Source organism: Blautia sp. AM23-13AC (assembly GCF_003435675.1).
Classification (GTDB): domain Bacteria; phylum Bacillota; class Clostridia; order Lachnospirales; family Lachnospiraceae; genus Fusicatenibacter; species Fusicatenibacter saccharivorans.
In genome coordinates this window covers 255,988-276,542 of sequence record NZ_QTUL01000003.1, presented here as the reverse complement: position 1 = coordinate 276,542, position 20,555 = coordinate 255,988, and the positions used below count along the sequence as shown (strand labels likewise).

The window sequence follows — 20,555 nt, the reverse complement described above, 5'->3', positions numbered from 1 at the left end:
CAACAGCGGCTCCGGGGAAGGAGGGATAGAATATGGAGGTTATTACATACAAATGCCCGAACTGCGGAGGCGATCTGACCTTCGATCCGGCAAGCGGAAAGTATAAATGCGAGTACTGCCTGTCCTCGTTTACACAGGAAGAAGCCGAAAAGGCGAACCCGAAAGCAGCGGAAGCGCTGAACGGGGAGGACGATGCTGCCGGTGCACAGGAAGCATCCGATGCACAGAAGGAAAGCAGTACGGAGGAAACAAAAGGGGAAACAGAGCAGGGCGAAGCAGTTGTCTACACCTGTCCGAACTGCGGCGCCGAGATTGTGACCGATGCGACGACGGCAGCGACATACTGTTTCTACTGCCACAACCCGGTGGTGCTTTCCGGCCGGCTCTCGGGAGAATATATGCCGGATTTCGTGTTGCCGTTTAAGATCAGCAAGGAGCAGGCAATCGAGAAATTTTTGTCATTTGCGCGGAAGAAACGCTTTATTCCGAAGGACTTTTTCGAGAAAAACCAGGTACAGAAGATGACGGGTGTCTATTTCCCGTACTGGATTTACGGCGGAGACTTTGAGACGGATTACATGGCACGCGGCCGGAAGGTGAGAGTCTGGCAGACCGGTGATGTGGAGTACAAAGAGACCAGCATCTACGATGTCCGCCGGGAGGGCGAGGTCCGCGTGGACGGTCTGTCGCGCAATGCACTGAACAAGGCCGACCGCGATCTGATCGAATGCGTGCAGCCCTATCGTCTGGAGGAGATGCAGCCGTTTTCTATGGGCTATCTTTCCGGATTTCAGGCGGAAAAACGTGATATCGAACAGGCGCAGATCGCACCGGAACTGAAAAAAGAACTGGAGACGATGGCGCGCGGCGCAATGCGGAACGAGGCGAACGAGTATCTCTCCCTCGAGCAGGAGAAAATGAAGCTTTCTCCAAAGCGGGAGAACTGGCGTTACGTCCTGTTTCCCGTCTGGACGCTGACGTATCCGGGAAAGGACGGGAAGGTTTACTACTATGCGATGAACGGCCAGACCGGAACGATCAACGGCGATTTTCCCTATGAGCGGAAGAGAGCCCTTCTGACGTCGGCTGTGAGTGCTCTTCTGGTCCTGATTGTGATGCTGATAGGAGGGTATTTCGCATGAGAAGAATGAAAAAAGCAGGACAATATCTGCTCGGAATTTTTGCGGCCCTTCTGCTGTGCGGAGTTTTTTCTGTGAATATTGTAAAAGCCGAATCCCAGTATGTCTACGACAATGCATCACTTCTTTCCGATGAGGAGGAGCAGGACCTCGAGAGATCCTGTACAGAGTTCGAGCGCAATACAAAGCTCCATATGGTCATCCTGACCGAGCGCAGCAGTGGTTCCGAGGACTGTCAGGCGATTGCAGATGATTTTTATGACAAAAAGTATCCGAAAGAGCCAAACGGTGTCTGCTTCCTCATCGATATGGGACAGCGCCAGATTGTGATTTCGACATCTGGTATTATGCAGTATTACATGTCCGATGCGGAAATTGATGATATCCTGCAGGCGGCGCAGGGCTACGCGAAAGACGGCGACTATGCGGGAACCTTTGCAAAAATGATTACGATGACGCAGGAATGCTTCGACCGAGGCGTTTCCGATGCGGACTATCTGATTACAGAAGATGGTTCCATTATTCATTACCGTAAGATCAACAGCACGGAGGCTCTTATTGCTGTTATCGCAGCTGCTGCGACAGGAATTCTTGTTTATTTTGGAATTTGGAAAAGCTATCGACGAAAGAAAAACCGTGGTGCAAAGAGTTATGCGGATCTGAAGCGCGTGAAAATCAGAGACCGCAGGGATGCACTGATCGATCGCCATGTATCGATGCACAAAATCCAGAAGGATGATGGCAACCACGGCGGAGGCGTTTCTGGCGGCGGAGGTGGCGGTGGAAGCACCGTTCACACTTCGTCAAGCGGAAACAGCCACGGCGGCGGAAGCATTGGCTTCTGAAAAGCGATTCGAAAAAATTCCTTGCGTATTGTGTCGGAATATGGTACGATCTTTCCTGTGAAAACAAATGTATTTCCTGGAAAGAGTATAAAGGTAGAGGATTGCCATGAGAGAAGAAAAAACAAAGTACTATGTAATCAAAGAAAAAGCGGTTCCCGAGGTCCTTTTGAAGGTCATCGAGGCCAAACGGTTGATGGATATGCAGGAGCTTACCGTGCAGCAGGCAACGGAAAAAGCGGGAATCAGCAGAAGCTCTTTCTATAAATACAAAGATGATATTCTTCCTTTTCATGACAATGCAAAAGGAAAAACGATTACGTTTATTCTGCAGATGGACGATGAGCCGGGACTGCTTTCCGATGTGCTGAAGATTATCGCCGAGTTTCACGGAAACATTCTGACCATTCATCAGACGATTCCGTTAAACGGCGTGGCGTCACTGACAATCAGCGTGGATATCGCGGAAGACCGGGGAGACGCCTCGGAGATGATCAACGAGATTGAGTCCAGACAGGGAGTTCATTATTTTAAAATCTTAGGACAGGAGTCCTGAAAAAGAAAAAGCAAGAGAGGGACAAAAGAGATGATTCAGATTGCAGTATTAGGATATGGCACCGTTGGTTCCGGCGTGGTAGAAGTCATCAACACGAACCATGACAGCATCAACAAGAGAGCAGAGAACGAGATTAATATCAAATACGTTCTGGATTTAAGAGATTTCCCGGGAGATCCAGTGGAAAAAGTGCTGGTACATGATTACGAAGTGATCGCAAACGATCCGGAGGTTGATATTGTTGTCGAGGTCATGGGCGGCGTTGAGCCGGCTTACACCTTCACAAAACGTGCGCTGGAGGCTGGAAAGAGCGTCTGCACATCCAACAAAGAGCTGGTGGCAAGACACGGTACCGAGCTTCTTGCAATTGCAAAAGAGCACGGCGCAAACTATCTGTTTGAGGCAAGCTGCGGCGGCGGTATCCCGATCATCCGTCCGTTAAACTCCTCCCTGACTGCAGATGAGATCGATGAAGTAACGGGTATCTTAAACGGTACGACAAACTACATCTTAAGCAAAATGGCAAGCGACGGTTCCGATTTTGCCGATGTGTTAAAAGAGGCACAGCGCCTTGGCTACGCAGAGCGCAACCCGGAAGCAGACGTAGAAGGCTACGATGCCTGCCGTAAAATTGCGATTCTTTCTTCTCTTGCCTATGGAAAAGAAGTCAATTACGAAGAGGTTTACACCGAGGGAATCACAAAGATCACCGCAGAGGATATCAAATATGCGACCTCGATGGGAACCGCAATCAAACTGCTCGCAACAAGCCGCAAGGTGGGTAATCAGTATTACGCCATGGTAAGCCCGGTGATGATTGACGCGAAAAACCCGCTGTACAGCGTAAACGGTGTCTTCAACGCCATCTTCATCCACGGAAATGTACTGGGTGATGCGATGTTCTACGGAAGCGGAGCAGGAAAGCTTCCGACCGCAAGTGCCGTTGTAGCCGATGTCGTAGACTGCGCAAAGAACAAAGGCAGAAACATCATGATGAGCTGGAGCGAGGAAAAACTGGACCTGCTGCAGATCGATGATGTAAAGAGCCGCTTCTTCGTCCGCGTGTCCGGCCACGCCGCAGAGCGCCAGAGTGAGATCGAGGAGCTGTTCGGAAAAGCAGAAATCGTAGCAGTTCCAAGTCTGTCCGAGGAGTTCGCATTCATCACAGGCGAAATCACAGAGCAGGAGTACAGAGAAAAAGCAGAGAAACTCGACGGAATCCAGAGTAGAATCCGCGCGAGAATTTAAGATCTCGAAATAGACATAACTAAAAAGACGTTTCACAGCCGTAAAGCAAGGGGTGTGAAACGTCTTTTTAGTTATCTTAAAATTTATTTTTAAAGATCTGTGCCGGATCCAAAGGAATCCGTATCATATCCCACCGGTTCCGATGCCGGATACAGGACATCTTTCCGTTCCTGATAGAACGCAGCCATCGTGATCTGCATATAGGGCATTACCCACAAAAAGCCGATGGCACAGGAACAGGATGCGAGAATCTCAAGCCCTAAGAAACTTAAGAGAAGCAGAATGTAGCGGAAAAAGTTCTTCTTCATCATCGCAAAGCTCTGACGGATCGCCTGGATCGGGCCGATGCCGGGAGCGTCGTTCATCACAAAGGTGGAAAGGGAAAACGGAACCAGCACCAGCGTGGAAACGAGAGAGCCGATCAGCTTGTAAACGTAAACGTTCATCAGAGAAGAAAGCTCGGCTTCGATGGAAAGTGCTGTTCCAAGCGTCAGTTCCGCACTCGGGGAGGAAAGATACTGGAAGCCCGGAATGCTGGAAATCAGGGCGATCACGGAGCTGATGCCGTTGATGATAAGGAACATCAGCACGTACTGGTCCGGGTGGTGATAGAAAGCGTAGAGCATATCACCGACGGAAATCGGTTCCCCGCGCAGCGTTGAGAGGCAGATCTTTAAGTAGCCCGCCTGAAAGAGGCTGAGGAGCAGGGAAAACAGGAACAGCGTCAGATTCAGGAAAATGATATCGTACAGCGTTGTGCCTGAAAAAATCAGCGTCGGGATGAGGGAGCAGGAGAAGGTGAGAAACAGGTTGATCGCGGTTGCGCCCACCAGCGTGCCGCATCGGCCTGCCATGGCCTCACGGGCCTGCTTTTTCAGTTCTGAAAATTTCTGTTTTTGTCCGTTCATGAAAAATCCTTTCTGGTACCTAGATGGTATTTCCGTCGGTGGTTGTTCCGTTATCCGGTGTCATCTGGTATTCCTGCATGTACTGATTGTAATACCGCTCAAGCAGGTTGGTGCTGCCGCCGCTGACCATGTTGAAAAGCAGGAAAGCATACATGCAGATACCGACAATTATGCCGATGGTACAGCCCGCCAGACCGGCTTTTGCCGTGCCGCTCATGCGTCCTGCGCCGCGGCTTAAAAGGGCGAAGATCACGCCGAGCGAGCCGAAAAACAGGGAACCCATGTTGAGCATGAACAAAAAGGAGCAGATCGCCATGACCATCGAAGCGGCCGCAAGGGCCTGCGAACCCGTCCTGCGCGGCGGCTGTACGGGAGGCTGCTGCTGGTAATGCTGATACGGTCCGGGACGCTGGCCCTCAGGCACGCCGTACGGATGGGAGGACTGATAGGAATCTCCGGACTCATTGGTGTTTGGATCGTAATTTTCTGGTGTCATAAAATGTCCTTTCTTCTGCAAAAAAGCGCGGTTTCACACGCAGTCTGTCAAAAAAGCTATAGTAAAGATTTTATCATGTAAGGTTGACAAAAACAAGACCTATTGATAAGGTAATAGAGTGGCTGTTCCGCCAAGGGTCCCGCTTTTTATGCGGGAAAAACAGAGAAGGAACAGCGTGTTTTGGAAGAGACAACAGGAGGAATTTACCTATGGATATGAATCAGGTATTGGCAGCCGAGCTGAACGTCAAACCGTGGCAGGTAGAAGCTGCAGTGAAACTGATTGACGAGGGAAACACGATCCCTTTTATTTCACGATATCGAAAAGAAGCAACAGGTTCCTTAAACGATGAGATACTGCGAAATCTGTACGATCGTCTGATGTACCTGCGCAGTTTAAATGACCGCAAGGCCGTTGTCCTTGCGAGCATCGAGGAGCAGGGCAAGCTGACCGCAGAACTGAAAAAATCCATCGAAGAGGCCGCAACTCTCGTGGTCGTAGAGGATTTATACCGCCCGTACCGTCCGAAACGCCGGACGCGTGCGACGATCGCAAAAGAAAAAGGACTGGAGCCGCTGGCGAATATCATTCTTCTGCAGATGACAAAAGAGTCGCTCGAAAAAGAGGCAGAGGCTTTTGTTTCAGAAGAAAAGGAAGTCAAAACGGCAAAAGACGCCATTGCTGGTGCCTGCGACATCATCGCCGAGAGCATTTCCGATGAGGCCGATTACCGTATGGAGATCCGCCGCAGAACCGAGGCGAAGGGCCTGATCGTCTCGACAGCAAAGGATGAGAAAGCAGAGTCCGTTTACGAGAATTACTATGAGTTTTCCGAGCCGGTATCGAAAATTGCCGGACACCGTGTGCTGGCACTGAACCGCGGTGAGAAAGAAAAATTCCTGAACGTCAAAATTGAGGCGCCGACGGAAGAAATCCTGCGTTATCTCGAGAAAAAAATCATCACCAAAGAGAATCCGCAGACAAAGCCGGTTCTGCAGGCGACCATCGAGGATGCCTACAACCGTCTGATCGCTCCGGCCATCGAGCGTGAGGTCAGAAACCAGCTCACCGAAAAGGCAGAGGATGGTGCGATCAAGGTCTTTGGAAAGAATCTTGAGCAGCTTCTGATGCAGCCGCCGATTGCAGGCCAGGTTGTCCTTGGATGGGACCCGGCGTTCCGTACGGGATGCAAGCTGGCCGTTGTCGATGCGACCGGAAAAGTGCTCGACACCACCGTGGTTTATCCGACCGCGCCGACGAACGAGAAGAAGATTGCAGCAGCAAAAGCGACCGTAAAAGATCTGATCCACAAATACGGCGTCACCCTGATTTCTGTCGGAAACGGAACTGCAAGCCGTGAGTCCGAGCAGATCATCGTCGAGATCTTAAAAGAGATCCCGGAGAAGGTTGCGTATGTGATCACAAACGAGGCGGGAGCGTCCGTTTACTCCGCAAGCAAGCTGGCAACCGAGGAATTCCCGAACTTTGATGTCGGACAGCGAAGCGCCGCTTCCATCGCACGCCGTGTGCAGGATCCGCTGGCAGAGCTCGTCAAAATTGATCCGAAATCGATCGGCGTCGGCCAGTATCAGCACGATATGAACCAGAAGAAGCTCGGCGAGGCGCTCGGCGGTGTCGTTGAGGACTGCGTGAATAAAGTCGGTGTCGATCTGAACACGGCATCCGCGTCGCTGCTGGAATACATTTCCGGTGTCAGCAAGGTGATAGCAAAAAACATCGTGGCATACCGCGAGGAGAACGGCCGTTTCGAGAGCAGAAAAGAGCTCCTGAAAGTGGCAAAACTCGGACCGAAGGCGTTTGAGCAGTGCGCGGGTTTTATGCGCATCACCGGCGGCAAAAATCCGCTGGACGGCACAAGCGTTCATCCGGAGAGCTACGAGGCAGTCGAGAAGCTGTTTGCAAAGTTAAATATGAAGACAGAGCAGATCAGCGAGGGACCGACGGCGTTCTTCATCAAAGATTACAAGAAGATGGCAGAGGAGATCGGTGTCGGCGAGATTACGCTGCGCGATATCATCAAAGAGCTGCAGAAGCCTGGCCGTGACCCGCGTGACGAGATGCCGCGCCCGATCCTGCGCACCGACGTGCTCGATATGAAGGACCTGAAGGTCGGCATGATCTTAAAGGGAACCGTGCGCAACGTCATTGACTTCGGTGCATTCGTCGATATCGGCGTGCATCAGGACGGACTCGTCCACATTTCCCAGATGACGAAACGCTTCATCAAGCATCCGCTGGAGGCTGTGAGCGTCGGCGATATCGTGGAAGTGAAGGTCATCAGCCTTGATCTGGCGAAGAAGCGGATCGGGCTGTCGATGCTGCTGGATAAATAAAGTGTGATACGTGGGCTGCCCGAAAGAAAACAGGGGCAGCCCGCGGTGTATCAAAGGGGGATTACCATGAATGAGGAAGAAGTGCTGGTCGGACGGATTCAGGATCTGGCAGAGCAGTGTTATCACAGGGATGTTCCGTCACACACGGAGTTTCTGACGCTGGCGGAGCAGGATCTGTTCTACCGTACGGTAAATAAAATCCCGGGCGTGCGTTACGTGCTGTCCGGCGGATACGAGGCGGCAGAGCGGAAAGCGGCGCTGTTTCTGCCATCCTATGCAGAGGACGGTGATGCGTCGATGCTTCCGATCGCAGTCGTGCGCATCAGCCCGCTGAATGAAAAATTTGCGGATGCGCTGTCACACCGTGATTTCTTAGGATCACTGATGAATCTCGGCGTTGAGCGGTATAAGCTGGGAGACATTCTGATCGATGGAAACCAGGCGTATCTGATCTGTATGGCGGATATGGCGGACTACATCTGTGCGGAGCTGAAAAAAGTGCGCCATACGAGCGTGTACTGTGAAGTCGAGGCGGGACTGCCGGAGGAGCTGACGGAGCCGAAAACCGAGCGGAAAGAAGGCTCCGTCGCTTCCGTGCGGCTCGATGCGGTGCTGTCGCTGGCGTTCAACAGTTCGCGGAGCAAAATGGTGCCGCTGATCGAGGGCGGCCAGGTGTTTATTAATGGAAAACTGGTGACGTCGCCGAGCGCGTCATTAAAAGAGGACGATCTCGTGACCGTGCGCCATATGGGAAAATTCCGCTATGTTGGCGTGCAGAATCAGACGAAAAAGGGAAGGCTGTACGTGGCTGTTGAACGATTTGTCTCATAATAGATATTTTGAGGGATTTTACCGGAAAAGACCATTGACAGTGTTTGTAAAAAGACGGTATTATAGAGGGTATGTAGAAGGTCCGCAGTTATGAGAATTTTCATGAAATTTTTCATACAGAAGCGGACTGCGAAGATTACGTATCAGGAAGGCAGGAAGAAAAATGGGAAAAATTATACTGACCGGTGACAGACCGACCGGCAAGCTGCATGTAGGACATTACGTTGGTTCACTGCGCCGCCGCGTAGAGCTGCAGAACTCCGGTGAATTCGATAAAATTTACATCATGATTGCAGACGCACAGGCGCTGACCGACAATGCGGACAACCCGGAGAAGGTGCGCCAGAACATTCTGGAGGTAGCACTGGATTACCTTTCCTGCGGACTTGATCCGGAAAAGAGCACCATCTTTATCCAGTCTCAGATTCCGGAACTGTGTGAGCTTTCTTTCTATTATATGAATCTCGTTACGGTTTCCAGACTGCAGAGAAACCCAACCGTAAAATCGGAGATCCAGATGAGAAACTTTGAGGCGAGCATCCCGGTTGGATTCTTCACCTACCCGATCAGCCAGGCAGCCGATATCACTGCATTCAAGGCAACGACCGTTCCGGTTGGAGAGGATCAGATGCCGATGATCGAGCAGACACAGGAGATCGTCCACAAATTCAATACGGTTTATGGCGAGGCACTTGTGCAGCCGAAGATTATGCTGCCGGAGAATGATTCCTGCAGACGTCTGCCGGGTATCGACGGAAAAGCGAAGATGAGTAAATCACTTGGAAACTGCATTTACCTGTCCGAGGAGCCGGATGAGATCAAGAAAAAAGTCATGAGCATGTACACCGACCCGGATCACATCAAGATCACCGACCCGGGCAAGATCGAGGGAAATACCGTATTTACTTATCTCGATGCATTCTGCCAGCCGGAGCACTTCGAGCGCTATCTGCCGGATTACGCAAATCTCGACGAGCTGAAAGCACATTACCAGAGAGGCGGCCTTGGCGATGTCAAAGTGAAGAAGTTCCTGAACAATGTACTGCAGGAGACCTTAGAGCCGATCCGCAATCGCAGAAAAGAGCTGGAAAAAGACATTCCGGCGATCTACGAGATGCTGAAAAAAGGCAGCGAAGAGGCAGAAAAAGTTGCCGCTCAGACACTGGCGGATGTCAAAGCAGCCATGAAAATCAACTATTTTGATGATCTGGACCTGATCCGTTCCCAGGCAGAGCGTTACGGCAAATAATTACCAATAGAAGATAAATGGAAAAAGCGGACATTATGGTTCCGCTTTTTCTGTTGCAGGGCGGACGAAAGTTCGGAGTCCTGCGGTCAGAGAGGATAGCATATGGTCATACATGGATTTCAAAAGCTGACGCTGCTGGATTACCCGGGCAAGGTGGCGTGCACATTGTTTTCGGGCGGATGTAATTTCCGCTGCCCGTTCTGCCAGAACGGAAATCTCGTGCAGCATCCCGAATGGGAGCCGGTGATTCCGGAGGAGGAGATTTTTGCAGTGCTCGAAAAGCGGCGCGGCGTGCTGGACGGCGTCTGCATGACGGGCGGTGAGCCGACGCTGGATCCGGATCTGGAGCAGTTCGTGACGAAAATTAAGGAACTGGGATATCTTGTGAAGCTCGATACGAATGGATACCGGCCGGAGATTTTGAAAAAGCTGGTGGAAGAGAAGAAAATCGACTACGTCGCCATGGACATCAAAAACGCGCCGTCCCGGTACGGCGAGACGGCGGGCGTGAAAAAGATCGATGTGATGCGGATCAATGAGTCGGTCGAGTTTTTAAAGAGCGGCGTGGTGGACTATGAGTTCCGGACAACGCTCTGCAAGGAGCTGCATGGAAGGGAAGAGATCGAAGCGATCGGAAAGTGGCTTTCCGGGGCAAAACGGTACTTCCTGCAGAATTACCGGGAATCGGATTATGTGATTGATCCGAGGTTCTCGGGGTATGCGAGGGAGCAGCTCGAGCGGTTCTGCGAGATCCTGCGCGGAAAGATTGAGACGGTGGAGATCCGCGGCGTGGATTAAAAAACGCTTTAAAGCGTGCGGTACCAGTAGCCGAAGCGGGCATCGGGCGCGAGCTCGGAGGGGCGCATCGCCTGCCTGAAGTGGAAAAAGCCGAAGAGGCTTGCCATGAACTGCTCATTCGGCGTGTAGACGCCGGGGACGCCGAAATACCAGAGTTCCTGCTGGTCGCGGTTCCGGGCGAGGAGCAGATGGCGATAGGACGAGGAGCCATGGAGGACGAAGCGGTTCGCATCCACCGAAAGACCGACGGCGCGGAGCTGTGGAAGATCGTCGAGTGAGAGGCGCAGGCAGTCGGTCAGATCATCATCTGGGAACGGGTGGAACTCCGGGAACTGGTCCTGAAGCTGGAGATAGAGAGCAGCGCGGGACGGCGGCACGGCTGCTGCGGCGGGAAAATCGGCGGAAGTCATATGTAGCGGCTGGGCGGCAGAATCCGGGATGGGCTGCGGCGGTTCCGGGTTGGCAGAGGGATAGCTTTCTGCGGTTTTCACAGATTCCGCGGATGCGGGATGGAGTGTGTTGGCGGATGATTGCGTGATCCGGTCTGCAGGAACGGTGTTTACCGTGTCAGTTGATGTGGATTCTGTGGAGACGGTGGATTCCGGGCTGGAATTTTGTGGATAAAGTTCGGAATTGCTGCTGAATTCTGTGGAAAGTTCATCGAACTGTGCTTTGGAAGCGTCTGATGATGGCAGGGACTGCGCAGGTACGGCGGGATCCAGAGGTTCGGGTGTTTCGGCAGTTTTCTCTTCGGTCGGTCTGGCACCATTGTCTGCGGATGCTTTGGGCTCCTGCGGGAGCGTGGGAGCGAAAAACTCCGGCTGAATCGGAAGATCGTCCCACTGGGTGGCGATGACGCCGGTCTGGCGGCAGAGCAGGATCAGACCGCCAAGCTCGTCGAGCGTGACATCCGTCTGCCCAATGGCATCGGAGTGCGTGAAGAGTTTTCCACTCGTAGAAGAGCGCCCCGCAAGGAGATTTCCGAGCGGAATGCCGTACATCCGCCCTGACCGGCGGATAAAACCGTAGACCGTGACCGAGGTCTCCGGCGGAAGAGACGGCGATTTGATCTGGAAGTCCATGCGGCAGAAGCCGTTCTGCGACTCCACGCGGACAAAGCCGCAGCATCCGCCCTTGCGGTTGTTCGGGTATTCGTATAGATAGGCAATGAAACGCCGGTAATCAGACATAAAAACCTCCTGCATAGAAGTAAAAAGAGTAGAAAAAGATACTGCGCTACAGTTCACGATATGCGGGAAGGACAGAAAATATACGCAGAGAAGAAAGGAAGTGCACAATGGAAGAAGAAACAAAGCTGGAAACGCCGGAGGAAAAAGCGCACCGGAAAGAACGGGAACGCTTCATGCGCCAGGCGATTACGCAGGCGAAGAAAGCAGAAAAGCTGATGGAAGTGCCGATCGGCTGTGTGATTGTGTATGAGGGAAAGGTGATTGCGCGGGGCTATAACCGCAGAAATACGGATAAAAACACGCTGTCCCACGCGGAACTGAATGCGATCCGGAAAGCAAGCAAAAAGCTCGGCGACTGGCGGCTGGAGGGGTGTACGTTGTATGTCACCCTGGAACCGTGCCAGATGTGCGCCGGTGCGATCGTACAGGCGAGAGTCAGCGAAGTCGTCATCGGCAGCATGAACCCGAAGGCGGGCTGCGCGGGATCGATCTTAAATATGCTGGAAATGCACGAGTTTAACCATCAGGTGAAGGTCGAGCGCGGCGTGCTGAAAGAAGAGTGCTCGGAGATGCTGAGTGCGTTTTTCCGGAGACTGCGGGTGGTGAAAAAGAAGAAAAAAGAAGAGAGGAAGAGGGCGGAAGAAGGGAAAGAATAAAAGAAGAGGCAGCATCGGGATGGGATGCTGCCTGAGGAAGATTATTTGTTTGAGTAAGTTGCACTTTCGAATATTTCCGTAAAAAATACAATCCCCGTATTTCCATCGGAAACCATCGAAAAAATCATTGACGAATCCCGAAAAAAGCACTATAATATATGATGTATTTGACAAAATACGGAGAAGTACCCAAGAGGCTGAAGGGTCTGGCTTCGAACACCAGTAGGTCGGAAACGGCGCAAGGGTTCAAATCCCTTCTTCTCCGCTATGCAAAAAAGAGACAGCAAAAAGATTGAAAAATCGAAAAAGCTGTCTCTTTTTCTGTGAGAAATTATGAAATAGATGCAAAACAAAAGAAACAAAGACAGAAAAAGCATCGCCAGTTCACGAAAAGGGACCGATGCACAACAAAGCAAAATAAAAAGGAGAGACAATACATGGCGCAGTTACCACAGGAATTTCTGACCCGCATGCAGGACATGCTGGGCGATGAATTTGATGCATTTTTAACTTCCTACGACGCACCCCGCACAGCAGGCTTGCGTGTAAATACAAAAAAATGCCGGACCGAAGATTTCCCGCCGCTTGTTCCGGGAACGTGGAAGAAAATTCCGTGGATTCCAAACGGCTATTTCGTGCCGGACGGCATGCGCATGGGCCAGTCTCCGCTGTATGCGGCAGGCGTCTTCTATCTGCAGGAGCCAAGCGCCATGACCCCGGCGTCCCGCCTCCCGATCGAACCGGGTGAGCGTGTGCTCGATCTCTGCGCCGCACCGGGCGGCAAGGCAACCGAGCTGAATGCGCGCCTGAAAGGAACCGGCCTTCTTGTCGCCAATGACATCAGCAACGCCCGCGCCAAAGCACTGCTGCGCAATCTGGAGCTGTTCGGAAGTGAAAACGTGCTTGTCACCAATGAGACACCGGCAGGCCTTGCAGACGTCTTCCCGGGCTTCTTCGATAAAATCCTCGTGGATGCACCGTGCTCCGGCGAGGGCATGTTCCGGAAAGATGAGGCAGTCATCGGCACCTGGACCCCGGAGCGGCCGGATTTCTTTGCGGATCTGCAGCGCGAGATCACCTCGAATGCTGTCAAAATGCTGCGTCCGGGCGGCCTCATGATGTATTCGACGTGTACCTTCGCCCCGCAGGAGGACGAGGGAACCGTTTCTTTCCTTCTGGAAAACTTCCCGGAAATGGAACTGATCGAGATGGAAGGCTACGAAGGTTTTTCAAAAGGCAATCCAGTCTGGGGAAACGGCGATCCGGAGATCGAAAAGACCGTGCGCATCTGGCCGCATAAAATGAACGGCGAGGGCCATTACCTTGCCCTGTTCCGCAAAAAAGGCGAAGCCATTCCTTATGAGACAGAAGAAAAACCGATCGAAAAGAAAAACAAAAAACAGAAAAACCGGAAAAAAGACCGTGGAACGGAAGCACCGGGTCCGTCGAAAGCAGAAAAACAGATCCTTTCCGATTTCCTGTCCCGGATGACAGCACCGATCCCGGTGGAGGAACTGGAAGTCCGCGCCGGAAAAGTATACCATTCCCCGTCCCTGCCGGATGGCGTGCGGAATCTTCATTTCCTGCGGAACGGTCTGTATCTCGGTGAACTGAAAAAAGACCGTTTCGAGCCGTCACAGCCGTTTGCCGTGACACTCTCCGCGGACAAGTTCAAAGATTACATGAATTTAAAGGCAGATGACGAGCGTACCGAAAAATATCTTCACGGTGAGACAATTTCCGTAGAGCCGGGAGAGACCGCATCGCCGTCGGGCTGGAAGCTGGTCTGCGTCGATGGATTCGGCCTTGGATGGGGCAAACTGGTCAATGGAACCTTGAAAAATAAGTACCCTGTTGGATGGAGAAAGTAGAAAAATCATGCCAGTTTTTGCAGGAAAAACGTCGAAATATTACAAAGTTATTAACAGAAATTAAAAAAGACTTTCATTTCAGACATACTTGTGTTATAATGGCAAAGTACGGCGGGAAAAAAGGCCCATTTTCCGCAGTAACTTGGAGTGACAATCAGCAACAGAACGTAATAAGTATGAGGTGTACGACATGAAAAAAAAGAAATTATTCAGCCTGGTTTTGGCCACAGTGCTTACGGCAGCAACCGTTCTGCCATGCTATGGTGCCAGTACAAAGGAGAAAATTTCAAATGCTCAGGCAGAACAGGCTGCCGCACAGTCTCAGCTTGACAGCATACAGAGCAGGATTGACGAACTCAATTCCAAAAAGGGACAATCAGAAGAATATCTTTCCGAACTGAACCAGCAGCTGGACGATCTGCAGAACCGTCTGCAGGAGCTTCAGGATCAGTATGATGCGAAGCAGAACGAACTGGTACAGATTCAGGCAGATCTGGAAGATGCAAAAGCAAAAGAAGAAGAGCAGTACGAGGCGATGAAGCTCCGTATCCAGTATATGTATGAAAATTCCTCCGGAAACGGATACATGGCAATGCTCTTTTCTTCCAAAAGCATTTCAGAGCTGATCAGCCGGGCAGAATACATACAGAAAATTTCCGATTTCGACCGCGATCTTATGCAGGAGTATGAGGACACGGTAGACCAGGTAAAAGAAAAAGAAACACAGGTGCAGGAAGAGCAGGCAGCGATCGTAGAACTGCAGCAGCAGAGCAGCGATCAGCAGGAAGCCATTCAGGAGCTGTACGCAGCAGCTTATCAGGAACTCCGTACCTACTCCGCAGAGCTGGACGATGCAAAATCCAGCGAGAGTGCACTGGTAGATGAAATCAACAGCAAAGCAGATGCAATCAACGACCTGATCCGTCAGGCGAAAGAAGAGGAGATTGCAGCGCAGAAGAAAGCAGAAGAGGAAGCAGCCGCCGCACAGCAGGCTGCCGCAGAAGCTGAGGCAGAGGCCGCCAGAAAACAGGCAGCCGAGGCCGCAAGAGTCGCAGCCGCAGAAGCAGCAAATGCCGCAGCGAAAGCAGATACCGATACAAGCAGCAGCTCCGGAAGCAGTTCTTCGGACAGCAGCGCATCCTCCACGACAACGGGGAGTCCATCCGCGTCAGATACTTCCAGCAGCTCCTCCAGCGGAACATACCTTGGAAGATTTAAACTGACAGGCTATTGCTCCTGTTCCATCTGTACCGGACAGTGGTCCGGCGGATCCACCGCGAGCGGAACCACACCGACCGCCGGCAGAACGATTGCCATGGGCGGTGTACCATTCGGAACGAAACTGATGATCAACGGCCAGGTTTACACGGTAGAAGACCGCGGAACCGCTTACGGCCACGTAGACATCTTCTGCAGCAGCCATTCCGAGGCGCTGAGCTTCGGCGTGCAGTATGCAGATGTATATCAGCTGAGCTGAGAAACAAAGATAAGAGATATGCCGGAACAGAACTTCCGGCATATCTCTTTTTTTGACTTTCTCAGAAACTGTCATTCTAAAAGAACACCAAAAAGGCCGCAAACCCGTGTGAAATGTACCTTTTGAAGCAATAATAAAAAAAATTAAAAAAATTTCAAAAAAGGTGTTGACATTCCTATAGACATCATATATAATAGCTATTGTTGACGGACGAGAGTTCAGAAAACAAATAAAATCGAAGCGTGGCTCAGTTTGGTAGAGCGCTGCGTTCGGGACGCAGAGGTCGTGGGTTCGAATCCCGTCGCTTCGACTGGAATGAAAATGCCGAAAGCCTTGACAATCAAGAGCTTCGGCATTTTTTCGTATGTCAGAAAGAGAACAGGAAACAGTACACGAGGAGGAAATTTTTGTGAAAGCATTATTTTTTGATATTGATGGAACGTTACTGAGTGAGATTACAAAAGAAATTCCGCAGAGCGCGCTCGATGCATTGAAAAAGACAGCGGAAAAAGGAAATCTTACGTTTATTAATACCGGCCGCACCTGGTCGGAGCTGCCCGAGGAGCTGAAAAAGCTTCCGTTTTCCGGATTTCTGTGCGGCTGCGGGACCTATCTGCGCCGGGACGGCGAAATTCTGATGCATCAGACGATTCCGAAAAAGCGCTGTGAGGAAATCCCGGTTATTTTAAAGGCGTGCAGGATCGGCATGATTCTGGAGGGAACGGATAATGTTTATTTTTCGTCGGAGGTATCCCGTTTTCGGGAGGTCGAGCAGACCCGTGCCTATTTCGCTGCTGTCGGAATCGGACTCGCGGAGACAGCGGAGACAAAAGGAATCATTTACGATAAATTTTGTATCGTAACCGATGCACAGTCTGATATAGAACGTATGTACCGTGAATTTGAGCAGGAGTTTGATATCATGGATCGCCGCGGCGGTGTATACGAAATCGTTCCGCACGGCTGCAGCAAAGGAACAGCTGTGGACTATGCGCTGAAACAGTTTCAGCTGGAGAAAGAAGATGCATACGTATTTGGCGACAGCAGCAACGACCTTACCATGTTCCGGTGCGGCGCACACACCATTGCGCTTGGAAAACATGATGAGATTCTGGATCCGTACACAGAGTATGTAACCGATACCGTCGAGCGGGACGGCGTGGCAAAGGCGATGGAGCATTACGGATTGATCTGACAGAAAAAAAGAAAGCGAAGGGGCGCATTTGAAAAGAAATTTTCAGGTGCGCCCCTTTGGTTGCAATTTTCTGAAAAAGGAAACAAGAAAAGCAGCGTCTGAAAAGGTATGTGCATTGCAAAGTAAAAAATTTCATGGTAATATAAAAATGAGTTTTTATGTATATTTGTAATGATACCAGGAGGTGAGCGTTCAGAAGTTCCATGGAAACAGAAAAAAATCAGATAAATAAAAAAAGCCTCAGATACCGTTTTACAGCAGGAACGATCGGAGTAAGTGTCTGGCAGCAGGAATGAATGCTCACTTGGCAAAGCCTATAAAAATTGAAAACATAAAGAGAATTTTGTGTGAATATTGTGTGTAGCGGCTGCAACTTCTCAAATCCGTATACCTGTTTTTCACGTTTTGTAGGATATTATAACGTAAATGTAAAACTGGCAGGGACAGGTTCTCTGTATACAGATAAAAGCAGGATAATGAAGTATAAAACAGAGAGAGGATTTTTATAAAATGGAAAAGTATGAAGACAAAATATATTCTTTAGGTGAGGCTGTAACGGGACAGACACAGGCTATGTCACAGGCCGTACAGAAAACACTGGAAAATAATGGCGGGGTAGGTATAATGACAGGATCTTATGACCAAAACCTGTCTATTTTGTCTGTGAATAATCTGCTGTTGCATAGTACAGGATATACATTCGATACTTTCATGGAACAGACAAAAGGCTCATTGAGAAACTTCTTTTATGACGAGGAAGATAGACTGGAGCGAGACCGTTTTTTGCAGCTTCACGGAACAGGGGAAGCACAGATCCTTACAGCAGACGGTACAGTGAAAAATGTACGGCTTTGTAAAGAGGATGCGACAGATGAGGCGGGCAGACAGATCTGGGTTATGTCCGTACAGGTCAACTGGGATCATGTAAATTTGACACTGCTCAATGAGGCTATCTGTTCCGGCTTCTGGTATTTTGACTGTGACGAAAACAGTGAGATTGTGAATGCAAACTGGAGTCATGAATTCCGAAAAATGCTTGGCTATCATGACACTCTGGACTTTCCGAATAAACTGGAATCCTGGTCAGATCTTCTGCATCCACAGGATAAAGAAAGAGTAATGGTGCAGCTTCAGGCGGCAATTAAGGATAAGACGAACCAGATAAAATACCAGGTAGAGTATCGTATGAGAATGAAGGATAATCAATACCAGTGGTTTCGGGCATCGGCAGAAGTAATACGCCGTCTGGATGGTTCTGCCAGCAGGATTGCCGGGATTTTTATTAATATTGATGCGGAAAAAAAAGAGGCCATGCAGGCACAAAAATCTGCTGCTTTCCACCGGGCTTTTACGAAAGCAGACCTGTGTGAGTATTATGTAAATCTGGAAGCGAATACTTTTGATACCTTTAAGGTTGAACCGTCCCTGATGACAGTCTTTGAACAGAGTCATACATGGGATGAACTGATCCGTCATTTTGTGGATTCCTATGTTGTGGAGACAGATAAGAAGGCGGTATCCTCTTTTTACGACCGTGGTTATATTGCAGAAAGGCTGAAGGGTCTGGAAACCGAATTGGCTTTAGAGTGCCGTATCACTCTGAATGGAGAAGAACGATGGGTCCGCAATGTGGTCATACGTGGCGAAATAGAGGATTCAGAATATGCCATGATCTTTCTGCGTGATATCACAGAGACAAAGGTAGAGAGCGCACGGCATCTGCAGATGGCAGCGGATAATGCTTCCATGGAGCAGATAATTCAGAGTATTGTGCGTCTGGTTGACCGCTTTGTTGTCTGTGATCTGGAAAATGACAGATATGAATTCTATAACCTGAATGGACAGATGATATATAAACCTTTGGGATTCTATCATGATTTTCAGATGCAGGTTCTTGAAAAATATAAGACACTGGAACCATTGGAAACTATGGACATCCTGATCGCACCGGAAAATATCCGGAAGAATCTGAAAAGTGAAAATGATATTTATAAGTTTGAGTATTGCAGCCTGGATGAAAAGACTTATAAGATCGCTTCTTATATTCCTTTGGAATGGAAGAATGGAAAGCTGGAAAAGGTATTGCTGGCATCCATGGATGTGACACAGGAGAAGAAAGCAGAGATTGAATCCCGTCAGGCACTGAAAGAGGCTTACCGGTCTGCAGAAAATGCAAACCGTGCGAAAACAGAATTCCTTTCCAATATGTCACACGATATCCGGACACCGATGAATGCCATTGTCGGCCTGACAGCAATTGCAGGAGCAAATATTGAGAGCCAGGACAGAGTCATTGAATGTCTCAGCAAAATTACAAAATCAAGCCGTCATCTGCTGGGGCTGATTAATGAAGTGCTGGATATGGCACGTATTGAAAGTGGAAAAATGACGCTGGCACAGGAGGATTTCAATCTGCCAGATTTGGTGGATAATCTTATAACACTCACAAAACCGGTGATTGATGAACATAAACACAATTTAGATATACACATTAATCACATTGAACATGAGAGTGTCTGTGGTGACAGCCTGAGAATCCAGCAGGTATTTGTGAATCTGATGAGTAATGCGGTTAAGTATACACCGGATGGCGGGAATATTACTTTTTCTATAGAGGAAAAGCCAAACGGATTTTCGGAACTTGGATGCTATGAATTTACGATTGAGGATAATGGGATCGGTATGTCACCGGAATTCCAGAAAATCATGTTTGATCCTTTCAGCCGCGCAGATGACCATCGGACAACCAGAGTCCAGGGAACAGGTCTGGGAATGGCAATCAGCAGAAATATTGTGAACCTGATGAATGGTAATATTAAAGTGGAAAGCACCTTACATAAGGGAACTAAAATTACAGTAACAATTTATCTGGAACTTCAGGAAAAAGAAAAAGAACAGGACAGAAATCTGATGAATCTACCTGTTCTGGTTGTGGATGATGATAAGACATGTTGTGAAAGTACAGTTGCCACATTGAAGGAGATTGGGATTACAGGCGAATGGGTTCTCTCCGGCAGAGAAGCCGTTGAGCGCTGTTATGCACATCATGAGCTAAAAAATGATTACTTTGCTGTTATTTTAGATTGGAAAATGCCGGATATGGACGGAATTGAAACAGCCAGACAGATCCGGAAACGGATAGGGAAAGAGATTACCATTATTGTACTGACATCTTATGAATTCAGCGAGATCGAAGAAGAAGCAAAGGCTGCAGGCGTAGATGCTTTTATTGCAAAACCGCTGTTCCGTTCCCGTTTGGCGGCTACATTGCGGCAGTTTACTTCTGGCAGAAAAGAAAAAACAGCAAGAAATTATCTGGATGAGCTGTCTGAAGCAGATTACACAGGAAAAAGAATTCTGCTGGTCGAGGATAATGAGTTAAACAGAGAAATTGCTGTTGAAATTCTGCAGATGACCGGGGCGGAAGTGGAAACGGCAGAAAATGGAAAAATTGCAGTTGAAAAAGTAGAAGCTTCTCCGAAAGGCTTGTATGACCTTATTTTTATGGATATCCAAATGCCTGTCATGAATGGTTATGAGGCAACCGCAGCAATCAGGAGCCTTCCGGGTGAACAGGGAAAACTACCGATTGTTGCCATGACAGCAAATGCTTTTGCAGAAGATGTACAGCTGGCAAAAAATACAGGCATGAATGGACATATCGCGAAACCGCTGGATATGAATAAGCTGAATGATGTTCTGGAAAACTGGCTGTAATTGTTTCCCAATTATTGAATTAATGATT

16 protein-coding genes and 2 tRNA genes are annotated in these 20,555 nt (G+C 49.6%); 15 read left to right on the top strand and 3 right to left on the bottom strand.

The features are described from left to right. Positions 1-32 precede the first annotated feature (32 nt). The 4 genes from DW642_RS06025 to DW642_RS06010 all read left to right on the top strand — a co-directional run bounded on the left by DW642_RS06025 (position 33) and on the right by DW642_RS06010 (position 3,785). Positions 33-1,142, top strand: a complete 1,110-nt coding sequence (locus DW642_RS06025; protein ID WP_117509600.1) for a TFIIB-type zinc ribbon-containing protein — start codon at positions 33-35, stop codon at positions 1,140-1,142. Continuing rightward, positions 1,139-1,984: a TPM domain-containing protein gene (locus tag DW642_RS06020; protein ID WP_117509599.1), complete on the top strand. Its 846-nt coding sequence runs from the start codon at positions 1,139-1,141 to the stop codon at positions 1,982-1,984. Before DW642_RS06025 ends, DW642_RS06020 begins: the two co-directional genes overlap by 4 nt. Positions 1,985-2,090: 106 nt before the next feature. Continuing rightward, positions 2,091-2,537, top strand: a complete 447-nt coding sequence (locus DW642_RS06015; RefSeq protein WP_022461318.1) for an ACT domain-containing protein — start codon at positions 2,091-2,093, stop codon at positions 2,535-2,537. 30 nt (positions 2,538-2,567) lie between these two features. Next, positions 2,568-3,785, top strand: coding sequence for a homoserine dehydrogenase (locus DW642_RS06010; RefSeq protein WP_117509598.1), 1,218 nt, complete (start codon positions 2,568-2,570; stop codon positions 3,783-3,785). 89 nt (positions 3,786-3,874) lie between these two features. Here the strand turns inward: DW642_RS06010 and DW642_RS06005 are convergent, their stop codons facing one another. After that, entirely contained in the window at positions 3,875-4,693 is an 819-nt protein-coding gene (locus DW642_RS06005) for a DUF975 family protein (protein WP_055265104.1), read from the bottom strand. A gap of 19 nt (positions 4,694-4,712) precedes the next feature. Further along, a complete protein-coding gene (locus tag DW642_RS06000; RefSeq protein ID WP_022461315.1) occupies positions 4,713-5,189 on the bottom strand; it encodes a DUF4190 domain-containing protein in 477 nt (158 codons plus the stop codon). A gap of 209 nt (positions 5,190-5,398) precedes the next feature. On the opposite strand from DW642_RS06000, the gene DW642_RS05995 reads away from it, so the two are divergent. The 4 genes from DW642_RS05995 (at position 5,399) to DW642_RS05980 (ending at position 10,421) form a co-directional block, all read left to right on the top strand. Next, on the top strand, positions 5,399-7,543 hold the full coding sequence (locus DW642_RS05995) for a Tex family protein (protein ID WP_117509597.1): 2,145 nt from the start codon (positions 5,399-5,401) through the stop codon (positions 7,541-7,543). A gap of 66 nt (positions 7,544-7,609) precedes the next feature. Then, entirely contained in the window at positions 7,610-8,374 is a 765-nt protein-coding gene (locus tag DW642_RS05990; RefSeq protein WP_117509596.1) for a YlmH family RNA-binding protein, read from the top strand. 163 nt (positions 8,375-8,537) lie between these two features. Continuing rightward, a complete protein-coding gene (gene trpS, locus DW642_RS05985) occupies positions 8,538-9,623 on the top strand; it encodes a tryptophan--tRNA ligase (RefSeq protein ID WP_022461312.1) in 1,086 nt (361 codons plus the stop codon). A 102-nt stretch (positions 9,624-9,725) separates the two neighbouring features. Further along, complete coding sequence (locus tag DW642_RS05980) at positions 9,726-10,421, top strand: anaerobic ribonucleoside-triphosphate reductase activating protein (RefSeq protein WP_117509595.1); 696 nt, start codon at positions 9,726-9,728, stop codon at positions 10,419-10,421. Positions 10,422-10,429: 8 nt separating this feature from the next. Here DW642_RS05980 and DW642_RS05975 read toward each other — a convergent pair whose 3' ends face one another. After that, positions 10,430-11,611: a DUF6128 domain-containing protein gene (locus tag DW642_RS05975; RefSeq protein ID WP_117509594.1), complete on the bottom strand. Its 1,182-nt coding sequence runs from the start codon at positions 11,609-11,611 to the stop codon at positions 10,430-10,432. Between the two features lie 107 nt (positions 11,612-11,718). On the opposite strand from DW642_RS05975, the gene tadA reads away from it, so the two are divergent. The 7 genes from tadA (at position 11,719) to DW642_RS05935 (ending at position 20,527) form a co-directional block, all read left to right on the top strand. Beyond that, on the top strand, positions 11,719-12,267 hold the full coding sequence (gene tadA / locus DW642_RS05970) for a tRNA adenosine(34) deaminase TadA (RefSeq protein ID WP_117509593.1): 549 nt from the start codon (positions 11,719-11,721) through the stop codon (positions 12,265-12,267). 179 nt (positions 12,268-12,446) lie between these two features. After that, positions 12,447-12,532, top strand: a tRNA-Ser gene (locus DW642_RS05965). Between the two features lie 172 nt (positions 12,533-12,704). After that, positions 12,705-14,138, top strand: coding sequence for an RsmF rRNA methyltransferase first C-terminal domain-containing protein (locus DW642_RS05960; RefSeq protein ID WP_117509592.1), 1,434 nt, complete (start codon positions 12,705-12,707; stop codon positions 14,136-14,138). Positions 14,139-14,328: 190 nt separating this feature from the next. After that, complete coding sequence (locus DW642_RS05955; RefSeq protein WP_117509591.1) at positions 14,329-15,615, top strand: PcsB-like coiled-coil domain-containing protein; 1,287 nt, start codon at positions 14,329-14,331, stop codon at positions 15,613-15,615. A gap of 236 nt (positions 15,616-15,851) precedes the next feature. Next, positions 15,852-15,925: transfer RNA gene (locus DW642_RS05950), tRNA-Pro, on the top strand. Positions 15,926-16,024: 99 nt separating this feature from the next. Continuing rightward, positions 16,025-16,810, top strand: a complete 786-nt coding sequence (locus tag DW642_RS05945) for a Cof-type HAD-IIB family hydrolase (protein WP_242991137.1) — start codon at positions 16,025-16,027, stop codon at positions 16,808-16,810. A 510-nt stretch (positions 16,811-17,320) separates the two neighbouring features. After that, positions 17,321-20,527, top strand: coding sequence for a response regulator (locus tag DW642_RS05935; protein WP_117509590.1), 3,207 nt, complete (start codon positions 17,321-17,323; stop codon positions 20,525-20,527). Positions 20,528-20,555: the final 28 nt, after the last annotated feature.

What these genes read in the sequence shown, in the direction of transcription:
- DW642_RS06010 (WP_117509598.1), top strand. Translation starts at nt 2,568, where the DNA reads ATGATTCAGATTGCAGTATTAGGATATGGCACCGTTGGTTCCGGCGTG.
- DW642_RS06015 (WP_022461318.1), top strand. Translation starts at nt 2,091, where the DNA reads ATGAGAGAAGAAAAAACAAAGTACTATGTAATCAAAGAAAAAGCGGTT.
- DW642_RS05935 (WP_117509590.1), top strand. Translation starts at nt 17,321, where the DNA reads ATGGAAAAGTATGAAGACAAAATATATTCTTTAGGTGAGGCTGTAACG.
- DW642_RS06025 (WP_117509600.1), top strand. Translation starts at nt 33, where the DNA reads ATGGAGGTTATTACATACAAATGCCCGAACTGCGGAGGCGATCTGACC.
- DW642_RS05980 (WP_117509595.1), top strand. Translation starts at nt 9,726, where the DNA reads ATGGTCATACATGGATTTCAAAAGCTGACGCTGCTGGATTACCCGGGC.
- DW642_RS05960 (WP_117509592.1), top strand. Translation starts at nt 12,705, where the DNA reads ATGGCGCAGTTACCACAGGAATTTCTGACCCGCATGCAGGACATGCTG.
- DW642_RS05955 (WP_117509591.1), top strand. Translation starts at nt 14,329, where the DNA reads ATGAAAAAAAAGAAATTATTCAGCCTGGTTTTGGCCACAGTGCTTACG.
- DW642_RS06020 (WP_117509599.1), top strand. Translation starts at nt 1,139, where the DNA reads ATGAGAAGAATGAAAAAAGCAGGACAATATCTGCTCGGAATTTTTGCG.
- DW642_RS05975 (WP_117509594.1), bottom strand. Translation starts at nt 11,611, where the DNA reads ATGTCTGATTACCGGCGTTTCATTGCCTATCTATACGAATACCCGAAC.
- DW642_RS05995 (WP_117509597.1), top strand. Translation starts at nt 5,399, where the DNA reads ATGGATATGAATCAGGTATTGGCAGCCGAGCTGAACGTCAAACCGTGG.
- tadA (WP_117509593.1), top strand. Translation starts at nt 11,719, where the DNA reads ATGGAAGAAGAAACAAAGCTGGAAACGCCGGAGGAAAAAGCGCACCGG.
- DW642_RS06005 (WP_055265104.1), bottom strand. Translation starts at nt 4,693, where the DNA reads ATGAACGGACAAAAACAGAAATTTTCAGAACTGAAAAAGCAGGCCCGT.
- DW642_RS05990 (WP_117509596.1), top strand. Translation starts at nt 7,610, where the DNA reads ATGAATGAGGAAGAAGTGCTGGTCGGACGGATTCAGGATCTGGCAGAG.
- trpS (WP_022461312.1), top strand. Translation starts at nt 8,538, where the DNA reads ATGGGAAAAATTATACTGACCGGTGACAGACCGACCGGCAAGCTGCAT.
- DW642_RS06000 (WP_022461315.1), bottom strand. Translation starts at nt 5,189, where the DNA reads ATGACACCAGAAAATTACGATCCAAACACCAATGAGTCCGGAGATTCC.